Genomic DNA, 13,949 nt, shown 5'->3' on the forward strand with positions numbered 1-13,949 from the left:
TCAGACCCTCCAGACGCAGATCGCCGTACGGTCGTCGTCATAGCTTTTGGCGCGGAAACTGGACTGCCAGAAGAACTCCGGCAGGGAGGGTGGCTCCGCCTGACTCCACCACGCCGAGAGCTGGTCACCGACCCGGCTGTTCCGCGTCAGCGGCGTGGAGATGCCGTCTGTACAGAGCAGCAGCATGTCACCCGGTTCGAGGTCGGCGACCGCGACCTCGACATGCCCGATGTCGCCGGGAAGCGCGTGGGTCGCCGAGCTGGCGATCGTCTCCTCGCCCTCCTTCCCGAAGCACTCCTCCCAGACGCCCCTGCGCAGGAGGAACGCCGTGCTGTCACCGACCCGCATGAGGCGGGCGCGATGCGAGGAGGCATCCGCGCTCTGGTCGATGACGGCGGCGAGGAAGGTGGTGCTCAGCGCGTCCGCCGGCACCTCGTGTTGCACGGCCTGCTTGCGGATGTCATCGGCGATGCCTTCGATGAGATACTCCGCCGCGACCTGGAGATCGGTGTACGCCCGAAGATCGGTGATATTTCGGTAGGCGGACGCACACGCCTGGGATGCCCCCGCGTGAGACAGTTCCTTGCTGCCGAGCCCGTCGGCGACACAGGTCAGCAGCTGGGCCTCGCCGGTCTGCCACAGTCCCATCGCGTCCTGACGAGGGGTGCCGTAGTAGCGATGTGCGTCCCCCCGGATCGAGGCGGCCCGCACGACCAGTCCGGGCAGCGCGGCGCCGTCCAGTTCACTGTCTGGGCGTCCGAGATGCTCGGGATGGGGGGTCGGTAGTACACCGGGGTCCGAGCGCAGCATCGGCGGTCGACCGATGACCAGCGGCTCCGGGAACGTCGGGACCGGCGTCGATGGTTCGGGGAGCGCCTGGACCGGCTCAGGCAGCTCGGGTCGCGCGCTTCCGTGTGACTGCTCCACGTGGGGGATTCCTCTGAGGTCCGGTTGGGGTGGGATCAGACGGGTTCGGCGGCCAGTACCGTGTAGCCCTTGGCTTGTTCGGGGAAGGCCATCAGCGCGCCGTTCGACGAGTTGGCGGAGGCGACTGCTGACTGGACCACGGAGTTGAGCAACTGCCGGGCGAACTCGCGGAGCGCCTGGGCGGGCGACACGTCGCCGTGGGCGATGAAAGCCCTGAAGGTGGCCACCTGCTTCAGCGTCGCGGGCTGAACATCACCGAAGCCGAAGGCCAGAATGGTCGGGCGGGCCTTGAACCCGGGGCTGATCAGCTGCTGGTGGGCGGCTGCCCAGTCGTCCGTGGGCTGACCGTCGGTGAGGAAGAAGACGGTCGGGCGGAACGGTGCGTGCCCGGCCTGCTTGAGCTCTCTGATGTCCTGCTCGATCGTGGCGCGGAGCAGCGAGAACGCGGCGCCGTAGTTGGTGACGCCCCGGGGTGTCAGCTGCGCGAACGACTGGACCTCGTTGAGATCGGCGAGGGGGAGTAGCACTTGGGCGCCCGTGCTGAACCCGATGAGGCCGAGCCGGGTCTTGTCGGCGACCACCGGGTTGCTGGCGATCTCCCGGTAGATGTTCGGAAGTTCCTGGTTGATGGCGTCCAACGGCGCACCCTGCATCGAGTAGGACTCATCGCAGACCAGGTAGAAGGGAAGTACCTGCTCACCCATCAGGTGATCCTCAGTTCTTGGGAGTAGGGGCGCAGCCGTCCGTCACGAAGTAGACCTCCATGGAGATCGACCCGCTGGGGGCGGCAAGGTCATGGAAGTTACGGGTCGCCGCGGTTCGGAAGATGTTCGGGTAGGTCGTGCGCAGGGCCGTGTTGACCCGGGTGGCCAGATGGACACCCTGACCGGCGGCGCCGTTGGCGCCGAAGGTCAGGACCATGCCGGCGTGCCGACCGGCCAGATGTTTCCGGTGCTTTCGAAGCTCCTTCCTCACCTTCGCGGCCAGCGCGTCGTCATCGGCACCGGGGTTCACCCGGAACGTGATCTTGGTCGCTTTGGCGCCGACGCCTCCGATCCGGGTCGCGCAGGGGGACGGCGTCGGCGAGGGGGTGGGAGTCGGGATGCCGGTGCCCTCTCCGGCCACGGGTACGGCGGGCCGCGAAGGCGGTGCCTGGGCTCCCAGCATGATGATCGTGAGACCGAGCAGCAGGTCGGCGAAGAGCCAGCCGGCCAGCAGGATCGGCGTGGACCTCCGGCGCCGGGTGGCCATCACCGGCCCTTCGGTGAGGAGCCGAAACCGAAGCTGAAACCGGAGCCGGAGCCGGAGTCAGGGACGGGATCGGGAGCAGCGGTGGAGGTCTCGACGGCCTCGGCCGCCCGATCCACCGCGGACTGCAGCCGGGTGATCGCGAGCCCCAGCTCGGCGAAGTCACCTCCCGAGATCTCCTTCACCCGGACCGGCAGTTCGGCCAGGACCGTGGAGATCGCGGCCGGGAGCCGGCCGAGGGAGTCGTGGGTCTGTTCCAGGAGGGCGATCGTCCGGCCCGAGGTGTCGGAGACCATCTCGATCCGGGAGGCGTGGGCGTGCGCGGTGGTGGACCAGTCTCCGAGGGCTTCACGGATTTCCGTACCGGTGTCTCCGAACGTCCGGCGGAACTCGGCGGCCGTGACGACGAGGGAATCGGTGACCTGCCCCCCGATGAGGCCGACGGCCTTCTCTGTCGTCGCGCCGACCGAGTCGATCGAGATGGCCGTGCGGTTGACCGCGCCCTCGATGCCCGCGGTGGCGGTGACGAGTTCGCCGACGCGGGAGTCGAGGTCGGTGACGGTGCCTTGGACGGATTTCATGGAGCGGGTGAGTCCGTCGTTGAAGGTGTCTTTCATGGTCCCTGTGGCGGTGATGAGTTCGCCGATGCGGGAGTCGAGGTCGGTAATGGTGCCTTGGACGGATTTCATGGAGCGGGTGAGTCCGTCGTTGAAGGTGTCCTTCATGCTCCCCGTGGCGGTGACCAGCTCACCGACCGTGCTCTGAACTGACTTGGTCGATCGTTCCAGCTCCTCGACGAACGCGCGCCGCATGTCGAGGGTCGTCTGCGTGATGGCCGCGGCCAGCTGGTCTCCGACGTTGGCGACGGCCTGACCGGTGCTGGAGCCGACGGCGTCGATCGAGGCCGACGCCTGTTCCACCGCCGCGCTCACGTCGTCGTAGGCGACGTTGATGTTCGCCAGGTGGGTGCGGAGGGTCGCCATGGTCTCCCGCACGTCCGACGCGCCGCTGGTCAGCAGTTCGGTGGTCTGCTGGGTGGCCTTCCAGGTTCGGGACAGCGCGTCGACCAGTTCGGTCTGCGCCTTGCTCACGGTCTCACCGACGCTGTTGATCTCGGCGACCGTCTTGGTCAGCTCGGTCCCGAACCGGGCCGGGGAGGAGAGCCGGACCTGGCCGAGCAGCAGGCTTGCTCTGGTCAGCGCCCGGCGGAGCCGGGCACGGAGGAGCGCCAGATCACGCTCGGAGGTGTTGTCCTGCCGCTCCTCGCTGTTCCGGGTGACGTTCTCGTAGACGGTCCAGGAGATGAGCAGGGCGATCGCGACGAGCGTGCACAGGGCGATGTTGTCGAATTTGAAGAATCCATTGAGCCGACCGCCGAAGCCCTGCTGCCACATCTCAAGAAAGGGCTGCTGGGCGGCCTCGGAGCCATTGGCCTGAAGAACCTCGCCGTACGCCTCCGTGGCCTGCCGGAGTCCCAGCCAGGTGATGAGGATCGGGGCGAAGACCAGGAATGAGCTCAGGAAGATGCCGAACCAGCGGAAGGTCTTCTTCCGCTTCGTCTCCGCTGGCTCTCTGCTCGGGACGATGCTGTCCTCGGGCGAGAAGGCGGCGAACAGGTCGACCTCACACCAGCGTTCGGCCCGGTCGGAGTCGGTGATCGCGAGCGCGAGGTCGCGCAACTCGTCCTCGCGGGTCGCCAGGCGAGGATCGGTGGCGAGTTCACGCAGCTCGGCGGCGAGCTCGTGGTCCATCACGGGCAACCACCACCCTCTCATTAATAAATTCGGACATAAATCAATGAACGTGACGCGTTGCCCAATTTATGCATTTGCATGATTATTGCGGCATGCGACACTTGCGTTAGCTGACGCACCAGAAAGTGGCTGGGTTTACCGCCGAGATGGGAGCGATGCGAGATTGTCGGTTTGCGTGGAATGTTCCCTGCTAGCGACAGTCGCGGTCCGGCGCCTGACGGCGTTGTCGGGGGTGCCGGATCCTCCCTCCGTCGAGGCGCGCAGCAGGAGGTGGCACTCGCCTGGTAATCCGGTCGGGCAGGTGCCGCGTCACCCTGCTGCAGCTTAGATCATTTTTGGTAAAATGTGAACCGAGCACACAGATGATTATTCTTGTAGACATGAAACACGTGTGTGGCATACAGTCCAGTCCCAGCCCCTGACGGAACGGTCACAGGGCGATCGACTTTGCAGGTCCTTTACTCCCGTCTCCCCCCGACGGTCACGCCCTCCGCGATCACCGCATGGCACCCCGGGGGGCCAGCGAGGAGTTAATGGTGACCAGTGCGACCCGGCAACGACCGGGCATCGGAACCCTGGTGGAGATTCGAGGGCAGCGCTGGGTGGTCAGTGAGGTCGACGCCGGCGAGCCCGGCATCCTGGTTGATCTGCGGAGCGTCGAGGCAATTCCATTGTGAATATGATTCACTTGAAAAACATTGCTAACTGTCGCTAAGCTGACCGGACGTCAGGAAAAGGGATAACGATCTGTTCGCAGATCTCTGATTTGGAAGTGCATTTCTTTCGCGTACGTGATGAGGTCGTACTTTGGCCGGACGGCGTTCTGCAATCTCAAGGCAGGTGCGAATGGACCCCCTGGACCGTTCCGACCCCCGGCGGATCGGTGACATCACGCTGCATGGCCGGCTCGGCTTCGGAGGCATGGGCCGGGTGTTCTACGGCCTGACCCAGGACCAGGAGCAGGTCGCCGTCAAGGTCATCCGTGAGGAACTGACCGGCCGTGCCGAGGTGCGGGCACGGTTCGCCAGGGAGATCGACGCGCTCCGCACCGTTCAGGGAGCGTACGTCGCGGGGCTCGTCGACGCCTCCGAGGAGGAGAACGAGCAGCCCTGGCTCGCGGTCGAGTATGTCCGCGGGCTGAGCCTCAAGGAGTTCGTCGAGCTGCACGGCACGCTCGCCGCCGAGGACGCGGCGGTCCTCGGCGTTCTCCTCGCGGGCGCGCTCAAGGACATCCACCGGGCCGGCCTGTTCCACCGGGACCTCAAGCCCGGCAACGTGCTGATGGGCCGGGAGGGTCCCAAGCTCATCGACCTCGGGCTGGTGGCCTTCGCGGACGGTCCGACGGACCTGACGACCTCGGAGTCGACGCTGGGCACGCCCGCCTGCATGTCACCCGAGCAGGCCAACACCCCCAAGAACGTCACGTCGGCGACGGACGTCTACGCCCTGGGCGCGACCCTGCTGTTCGCGCTGACCAAGCACTACCCCTATGACGCGCCGAACCTCGCGGCGCTGTTCATGCGGATCGTCAACCCCGAGATCGCCCCGAACCTCGACGGGCTTCCCGCCGCGTTCGAACCGATCGTCGCCGCGATGCTCGCGCACGACCCGGCGGCCCGCCCCGAGCCGGTGCAGGCGACGGCCTGGCTCTCCGAGCTGGCGACCGCCGACGGAACGACCCTTCCGGTGGCCTCTCGCAGGCTGGCGGTGGTGACCTACGTGGAGCGGGAGTCCGACCCTCCGGAGATCGAGCCGCCGCTTCCCCCCAGGCGCGACCTCGGCCAGGTGATCGTTCCCGGCTCCGTTGTCGCCCTGCTCGCCGCACGCCTGCGCGGCGCCTACGCTTCGAAGGCCCGTTTCTAAGAGGAGAGCCGTGACCGAGACCCAGTATCCGCCAGGTGCCCGGATCGAGGTCCGCGACGCCGAGTGGATCGTCCGTACCTGCGAGACCAGAGGTGCGGGGCAGCGGATCACCGCGATCGGCGCGTCGGAGTTCGTCCGCGACGAGGACGCGGTGTTCTTCACCGAGTTCGACACCGTCGAGCTGATGCGTCCCGAGGACACGATCCTGGAGCAGGACGAGACACCTAGGTTCGCCAAGAGCCGTCTCTTCCTGGAGGCGGTTCTGCGCAGGACGCCGCTGCCCCAGACGGAGAAGGGCCTCGCGCTGGCCGACCGGTTCCTGCTCGATTCGCTGCCCTACCAGCGGCGCCCGGCCGAGCTGGCGCTGAGGGGACTCCGGCCGCGCATCCTGCTCGCCGACGTGGTCGGCCTGGGCAAGACGCTGGAGATCGGGCTCATCCTGGCCGAGCTGATCCGCCGTGGCCGGGGCGAACGGATTCTCGTGGTCACCCCGCAGCAGGTGCTTGAGCAGTTCCAGCACGAGCTGTGGACCCGGTTCTCCATCCCGCTGATCCGCCTCGACTCGGTCGGCATCGAGCGCATCCAGCGGCAGATCCCGGCCGGTCGCAACCCGTTCACCTACTACAAGCGGATCATCGTCTCGATCGACACCCTCAAGAACCAGGGGAAGTACGGCCAGCACCTGGAGAAGATGCACTGGGACGCGGTCGTCATCGACGAGTCGCACAACCTGATCGGCGAGAACAGCTTCCGCAACCGGCTGGCCAAGCTGCTGGCCCGCAACACCGACGCGCTGCTGCTGGCCAGCGCCACCCCGCACAACGGCGAGCCGAAGTCCTTCGCCGAGCTGATCCGGATGCTCGACCCGGCTGCGATCGCCGACGACACCCGCTACTCGGCGCGCGACATCGACCACCTCTACCTGCGCCGTACCAAGATCAACCCTGAGGTACGCGACCAGATGGGCAGCAAGTGGCCCGACCGGGGTCCCTCGGTCCCGGTCCACTGCCCGGCGACCGACGCCGAGGAGAAGATCTTCGAGGAGCTCGCCCAGGTCTGGCTGGCCGGAGACCAGCGAGCCGGTGGGCCGGTGGTCGACGCGAAGAACCGGCTCTTCCCCTACACCCTGCTCAAGTCCTTCCTCTCCTCGCACGTCGCCCTGGCCAGCACGGTGGGAAAGCGGTTGAAGAACGCCAAGGAGGCCCGCGAGATCGACGCGCTGAAGACCCTGCGCGATCTCACGGCGCGGATGACCGACGACGACTCGGCCAAGCTCGCTACCCTGGTCACCCAGCTGGAGAAGATCGGCGTCGGCCCGCGCAGCGAGACCCGGGTCGTGGTCTTCTCCGAGAGCGTGCCCACCCTGGAGTGGCTGCGGAAGACCGTCCCGGCTCGGCTGGGGCTGAAGGACGACGCGATCGCCGTCATGCACGGCGGCTTCTCCGACACCCAGCAGCAGGAGATCGTCGAGCGGTTCTCGCTCTCCGACAGCAAGGTGCGCATCCTGTTCACCGGCGACGTCGCCTCCGAGGGCGTCAACCTGCACCGGCAGTGTCACCAGATGATCCACTATGACGTGCCGTGGAGCCTGATCCGGATCGAGCAGCGCAACGGCCGTATCGACCGCTACGGCCAGGAAAACCAGCCGAAGTTCACCGCGCTGATCCTGACCTCCGACGTCGAGGGGGCCAAGGACGACCGGACCGTGGCCGAGAAGCTGCTGACCAAAGAGTCGGCGGCCCACCAGAGCCTGGGCACCGCCGAGGCCGTCACCGGTGAGTACCGTGCCGAGCGCGAGGAGCGCCGTCTCATCCAGGACCTGCTCGACGGCAAGAGCGTGGAGGAGTCGCTGGAGTCGCACGTGGCAGACGACTTCCTCGCCGACTTCTTCAACGAGGAGAAGAGCCCGGAGAGCACGCTGCCCCCCGAATCGCCGAGGGCGAAGGTGCCACAGCTCTTCGACAGCACCGAGGAGTTCGTCCACGAGTCCATCAGGACGCTCAACCTCCTCGACGGCATGGAGGACGACGGCGAGATGCTCGCCTTCGAACCGCCGAAGGACCTGACCCACCGGCTCTCCGTGCTGCCCTCCTCCTACCTGCGCACCCATGACGTCAGGAAGCGGATGAAGGTCACCTTCAGCCGTACGCTCGCCCAGCGCAAGCTGGACGAGGCCCGTAGGACCAAGACCATGTGGCCGGAGATCGCCTACCTGTCCGACCTGCATCCGATGGTCGACTGGCTGACCGACAAGGTCCTCGTCCGGCTCGGCCGCAAGAAGGCCCCGGTCATCACCGCCGAGGTGGACGAAACCGTCTTTCTCATCCAGGGCATCTACTCCAACAGGCGTGGCCGGCCCACGGTCGTGGAGTGGATGGCGGTCAGCGGACCACCCGAGGCGCTCACCGTACGGAACGAGGAGATGGTCGAGGTCCTCAAGGCGGCCAAGGTCAGACCCGGGATGATCAACACGGGTCGCCGGCTGGATCTCGAATCGCTCCAGCAGCTGGTGAAGCCCGCCGTCGAGGTCGCGCGCACTCACCTGGAGGAGCGCCGCGCCCGCTACGACGCGGAGGTGGTCGCGCCGCTGAACGCCTACCGCGCCCAGCTCTCCGACTGGCAACAGCTGACGCTCGACGGCGTGCACATCTCGCAGCGTGGCCGCAGGGAGGCCGACGTGCGCCAGACCGTCACCGAGCAGGAGCAGCTCCTCGAATCCCTGCAGACCACCGGCGAACCACTGCTCCGCGTTCTCGCCGTACTGATTCCCATGCCGGACTCGGCCGTGACCAGGCAGGACGGGCAGCGATGAGCTTCGACTCGATAGTCAACCGCGGCGACTACTTCTCGGCGCACTACCTGGCCGAGGTGCTGCCCAAGGACCTGAAGAAGTCCGGTGGCCTGCTCGCCCGCTGGAGCGAGGACGAGAAGGCCGACCGGGTCACACCGCGCCGGGGTCTGCGCGAGCTGCGCAAGCCGTACTTCGCCGACCGCCCGTTCTTCGCCGACGTCGACGCACGGCTACGCGAGGGCGAACTCATCAGCCCCAACGACAGGGCCGAGTGGTGCAAGGAGCTGGCCGAGCTGCACGGCGACGTGCTGCGCGCGCTCGGGTTCGCCGCGCAGCCACGCGAGCTGACCGTGCGGCGGGCGGGCCGGGAACACGCCGTCCCGGTGGCGTACTCCGACCAGCACCTGGTCGCCATCGAGTGCGGCTGGGCCGCCGAGGTGGACGCCGCCCTCGACGACGAGCGGGCGGGCCTGCTGGCGGCACCGATCCGGCTGGACGGCGGCGAGCAGCTCACCTCGGGCACCAAGCTGGCGTCCTGGCTGTTCGCCGCCGACACCCCGCCGCGCTACGTGCTGATCCTCGCCGGTGGCGTGGCGGTCCTCGCCGACCGGGCCACCTGGGGCGAGGGCCGCTACCTGGCCGTCAGCCTCGATGTGGCACTGGGCCGGAACAATCCGGCCGAGCTGGAGGTCATCGCCGCGCTCTTCGGCGCCGACTCGCTGCTGCCGCCGGAGGAGGGCGGTTCCGAGCCGCTGGCCGAGCTGCTGGCGAACTCGCGCAACCACGCGGTCGGCGTCTCCACCGAGCTTCGCAAGGGGCTGAAGGACTCCGTCGAGCTGATCGCCAACGAGGTGCTCAACCGGATCCGCCAGGCCGAGATGCGCCTTGAGGACGGCACCGTCCGCGCGGTGCGGCCCGAGGACATCATGGAGCCGGGCGCGCTGGCCAAGGAGTTGGGTAAGGAGTCACTGCGCTACCTCTACCGGATCCTGTTCCTGCTGTACGCCGAGGCCCGCCCGGAGCTGGGCATCCTGCCGACCGACGACGAGGACTACGGCCGGGGCTACAGCCTGTCCCGGCTGGGCGACCTGGTGGTCCGCGACCTGACCGGCGAGGAGGCGCGGAACTCCTTCCACCTGTACGAGTCGCTCGACCTGCTGTTCCGCCTGGTCAACGGCGACAACCCGAAGCCCGGCACCGAGGGTACGAAGCCCGAGGTCCCTGCGGTTTCCGAGAGTTCGGAGAGTTCACCGAGGTCGGAGAGCGTCGACGGTTCACAAGACTCTTCGGGGCCCACGGTCTCCACGGGGGAGAGGCTGCGGTTCGAGCCGCTCCGGGCCGACCTGTTCAACCCGGAGAAGACCAAACTGATCGGCCGTGCCGCGCTGACCGTGCCCGGCTACGACGAGGACGACCCGACCGCGCCGAAGATCGACACCCGGCTCAGGAACGCGACGCTGCACCGGGTGCTTCAGGCGCTCATGCTCACCAAGGGACGGCGCAAGGAGCGGGGCGGCTTCATCTCCTACGCCCAGCTCGGCATCAACCAGCTCGGCGCGGTGTACGAGGGCCTGATGTCCTACACCGGCTTCATCTCCACCGAGGAACTGTACGAGGTCGCCAAGAACGGCGACTCCCACGGCGGCACCTGGACGATCCCCGCGTCGAAGGTCGACGACTACCCCGAGGACGTCTTCGTCCGCCGGGTGGACGAGGACGGCCACAAGACCGAGGAGTACGTGAGGTACGTCAAGGGCTCGTTCGTCTACCGGCTCGCCGGTCGCGACCGGGAGACCAGCGCCTCCTACTACACGCCCGAGTCGCTGACCCAGGTCACCGTCCAGCTCGCCCTGCAGCACCGCCTCGACCAGGACGGCACGGTCACCCCGGCCCGCGAGATTCTGCGGTGGAAGATCTGCGAACCGGCCCTCGGGTCGGGTGCCTTCCTCAACGAGGCCATCAACCAGGTGTCGGCCGAGTATCTGCGCCGTCGGCAGCAGGAACTCGGCGTCTCGGTCGATCCGGAGCAGTACGAGGAGGAGCTGCAGCGGGTCAAGGCCTATGTCGCGCTGCACAACTCCTACGGTGTCGACCTCAACGAGACCGCCATCGAGCTGGCCGAGGTTTCCGTCTGGCTCAACGTCATGCACCCGGGGTTGCAGGCCCCCTGGTTCGGCCTGCACCTGCGCCACGGCAACTCCCTGATCGGTGCGGGCCGCCGGGTCTACGACGCGGCGCAGTTGACCAAGGGGGAGTGGCTCAAGTCGGCCCCCGAGGACCTGCCGTTCTCGGCGGGGAAGCTTCCGTCGGGGAAGGTCCACCACTTCCTGCTGCCCGCCGAGGGCTGGGGCGCGGTCGCCGGTGCCAAGGAGGCCCGCGAGCTGGCACCGGTCGAGGCCAAGAAGCTGGCCGACTGGCGAAAGAAGATGCGCGCCAAGGTCTCCGACAAGAAGCGGCAGGGGCAGAAGCTCACCCAGCTCCAGCGCCTCCAGGCCCTGTCCGGCCGGGCCGAATACCTCTGGGGCCTGGTCGTTCAGCGCCTGACCATCTCCGAGCGCGAGATCAGTCGCAAGATCGACGTCTGGGGCGCCGACTGGATCGACCAGCCTGCCAACGCCGTCAGCAGGGAGAAGGTCCTCGGCGACCTGGTCGCCCCCGGCACGCCGTACTGGCGGCTCAAGAAGGTGATGGACGCCTGGTGCGCCCTGTGGTTCTGGCCGCTCGACCGCACCGGCATGCTGGACGGCTCCGACGACATCTACACCCGGCTTACCTCGGATACAGCATCTGACTACGGATCAGATTCTGTAACTCCTGTTGTCCGGGCGGAGACTCGACCAGAGGTGATCGAGGAGCCGACCGGTTTTGGAGAGAGCTGGACGACCGATTCGCTGTTCGACACCGGTCAGCCGGAACAGATCAGCCTCGGCGGCTTCGCTCGCGAGTCCCGCCGCACCACCGGACGCAAGCAGAGCCTTGCTCTCGACCCACTTCGTCAGGTCATCCCTCTCGCCAATCTGGACGACTGGCTCGATTTCGCCGAGGCCATGCTTGGCCGCGCTGACATCCCGAAAGACTCGTTGGTCGCGAGTTTCGCCTCCTTGGCAGCTCTGGAGGAGTACGAGGACGAGTTGCCCGCATGGGTGGGTATGGATTCGGCCATCAAACTCGCTGAGCGCTTCCCCTGGTTCGACTTGGTCGAGGACATCGCCGAACAGCAGGGCTTCTTCCACTGGGAACTCCAGTTCGCTCAGGTTTTCAAAAAAGACGGTTTTGACCTTCAGGTCGGTAACCCGCCATGGGTTCGTCCTGTCTGGAATGAGTCCGTGGTTCTAGCTGAGATGGATCCATGGTTCCAGCTTGCTAGAGGTATGGGAGTTGAGGATCGAAAAGCTCGCAGAGGAGTAGCGCTTTCTCTGAGGGGAAATCAGATTTTTGTATCCAATGAACTTGCCCGTAATGCAGGAACGGATGCATTTCTCAGTTCTGGGGCCACATATCCAATACTGAGTGGAACTCAAGCAGACTTGTATCGTTGCTTCATGGTTAAGTCGTGGGAAAATTTAAGCACCAACGGGATCGCCGGTCTTGTTCATTATGATACTCATTTCAGTGGGGCTCGCGAAGGGTATTTTCGTTCTCATGTGTATCCGCGCTTGCGTCTGCACGCTCACTTCCAAAATAGGCGCCTCATCTTCCCGGAGGTTGATTCAAATAAGCAATTCGGGCTCAATGTCTATGGACGCCCCAGGGATATTTCTTTTCTACATCTGAGCTGGCTATTCGATCCCTCTACGCTCGTTTTTTCGCTAAACCACGATGGTTCGGGAGAGATTCCTGCACTTAAATATAAAAAAGATTGGGATATTCGCCCGCATCGCGCGAGGGTGGTTAGTGTAAATTCTGATGTTCTTGCTGGATGGCGCCTCGTATCCGGAGATCAAGGTGTGCCAGCTGCCCAGGCGAAGCTCCTCTACCCCGTAACGAGTGACGAATGGCGCCCCATCGCCCTGATCGCTGGCTACGAGCGCCGCCTTGGAGACATGAATGCGTATATTAGTAGCGGATTGCATGAAACTGGCGCAAAGAAATCGGGGTTAATCCGAGAGGAGATAAACGATCCAGAAGAGTGGTCCGATGTAATCATTCGAGGTCCGCAATTTTCCATTGCAACGCCTTTCGCGAAGAAGCCGCCAATTCCCAAGCGTGGCGGTAGGCCAATGGACCTTGTAGCGCTATCCAGAAATGCTGTGCCTCGAACCGATTTTTTGAGAGTCGCGGACCTTGAGGTATATAGGGGTGCTCAAGATAAGTGGATGGGGAGGATTTCTTCTGAGTTTTTTCGGGTCTTCTGGAGGGAAATGGTGCCTGCCTCTACGGAACGTAGCCTGTTTGTAGCCCTGATGCCGCCGGGGCCGCTGCATATCCATGCAGTACGAAGTATGGCGCTGAGCGACCCTCGCGATACTACGCTAGTAGCAGGATTTTGGGCGACGCTTCCCTTAGACTACTCCCTTCGCATCGGAGGCAGAGAGCACCTGGATGTGGCAGATGCTCGATCCATGTTGGCTCCGTACTCGGATCATCCCCTTGCAGAGGAATTGATTTTCAGGACCCTGCGCCTAAACTGTCTTACGGATTCCTATATCTCTATCTGGAATGAGCTCTATAAGGAATCATGGAAAACTGATGATTGGGCTGTGTTTTGGCCTGGACTTGCATCTCTGAAAGATGTTCGCTCCGAATGGAACGAAAAGACGCCACTGCGTGCAGAGCGTGCGAGACGTTCAGCTTTGGTCGAGATGGACACGTTGGCGGCACTTATGTTAGGGCTTACTGCGGGCGAGCTTATAACCCTATACCGATCCAGATTTCCGCAGCTTCTCACCTACGAGGGGGAGATGTATTTTGATGCTGACGGTCGAAGGGTCGCTGCGAATTTCGATGCTTACGGTTCTGGTCAGACCAAGGAGCACTACGAGCAGCTCATAGCCCACCTCGACCCCGAGGTCAACGGCCCCGTCCCCGACGGTTACACCGCACCCTTCTACAAGGCCGACCGTGAAGCCGAGTACCGCCAGGCCCATGCCGTCTTCTCCGAGCGCCTCCGCCAGGCGCAGGCCGTACCGGCTCCCGAGGTCACCCCGTGACATCCTCATCTGTCCCGTTTCTCGCTCCGGGAACAGCATCGATATCGGGAAGTGAGTTGCCGAACGCGGATGGTGACCGGTCTAATGGCCGACAGATACCGCTCATCCGTTTCGACGGATGGGCGCCGGGCACGGCATGTAGTCCGTCTGGCGTGTTTCGCGTGTCCGGTGGATCCCTCACCATGCCATGGTCGTGGACGAGATCCCGTCAGTCCT

At 65.1% G+C, this 13,949-nt stretch carries 8 protein-coding genes; 4 read left to right on the plus strand and 4 right to left on the minus strand.

All coding sequences use genetic code 11. The features are described from left to right. The 4 genes from ABZ260_RS05025 to ABZ260_RS05040 are packed head-to-tail and all read right to left on the minus strand — an operon-like array spanning nt 1 to nt 3,929. On the minus strand, nt 1-927 hold the full coding sequence (locus ABZ260_RS05025; RefSeq protein WP_355613133.1) for a protein phosphatase 2C domain-containing protein: 927 nt from the start codon (nt 925-927) through the stop codon (nt 1-3). A gap of 35 nt (nt 928-962) precedes the next feature. Continuing rightward, nucleotides 963-1,631, minus strand: a complete 669-nt coding sequence (locus ABZ260_RS05030) for a VWA domain-containing protein (protein ID WP_355613135.1) — start codon at nt 1,629-1,631, stop codon at nt 963-965. 10 nt (nt 1,632-1,641) lie between these two features. After that, entirely contained in the window at nt 1,642-2,178 is a 537-nt protein-coding gene (locus tag ABZ260_RS05035; protein WP_355613137.1) for a hypothetical protein, read from the minus strand. Then, nucleotides 2,178-3,929: a hypothetical protein gene (locus ABZ260_RS05040; protein WP_355613139.1), complete on the minus strand. Its 1,752-nt coding sequence runs from the start codon at nt 3,927-3,929 to the stop codon at nt 2,178-2,180. Before ABZ260_RS05040 ends, ABZ260_RS05035 begins: the two co-directional genes overlap by 1 nt. A gap of 533 nt (nt 3,930-4,462) precedes the next feature. Here ABZ260_RS05040 and ABZ260_RS05045 point away from each other — a divergent pair. The 4 genes from ABZ260_RS05045 (at nt 4,463) to ABZ260_RS05060 (ending at nt 13,733) form a co-directional block, all read left to right on the plus strand. Then, nucleotides 4,463-4,606 carry a hypothetical protein gene (locus ABZ260_RS05045; RefSeq protein WP_355613141.1) on the plus strand — a complete coding sequence of 48 codons (144 nt, stop codon included), beginning with the start codon at nt 4,463-4,465 and terminating at the stop codon, nt 4,604-4,606. Between the two features lie 169 nt (nt 4,607-4,775). Then, the gene (locus ABZ260_RS05050; protein WP_355613143.1) at nt 4,776-5,792 is read left to right on the plus strand and encodes a serine/threonine-protein kinase; all 1,017 of its coding nucleotides are present in this window, start codon (nt 4,776-4,778) and stop codon (nt 5,790-5,792) included. A gap of 10 nt (nt 5,793-5,802) precedes the next feature. Then, entirely contained in the window at nt 5,803-8,604 is a 2,802-nt protein-coding gene (locus ABZ260_RS05055) for a DEAD/DEAH box helicase (protein WP_355613145.1), read from the plus strand. Then, nucleotides 8,601-13,733: a class I SAM-dependent DNA methyltransferase gene (locus tag ABZ260_RS05060; RefSeq protein ID WP_355613147.1), complete on the plus strand. Its 5,133-nt coding sequence runs from the start codon at nt 8,601-8,603 to the stop codon at nt 13,731-13,733. Before ABZ260_RS05055 ends, ABZ260_RS05060 begins: the two co-directional genes overlap by 4 nt. Nucleotides 13,734-13,949 lie beyond the last annotated feature (216 nt).

Origin of the sequence: Streptosporangium sp. NPDC006013 (assembly GCF_040614275.1) — a bacterium.
Taxonomy (GTDB): domain Bacteria; phylum Actinomycetota; class Actinomycetes; order Streptosporangiales; family Streptosporangiaceae; genus Streptosporangium.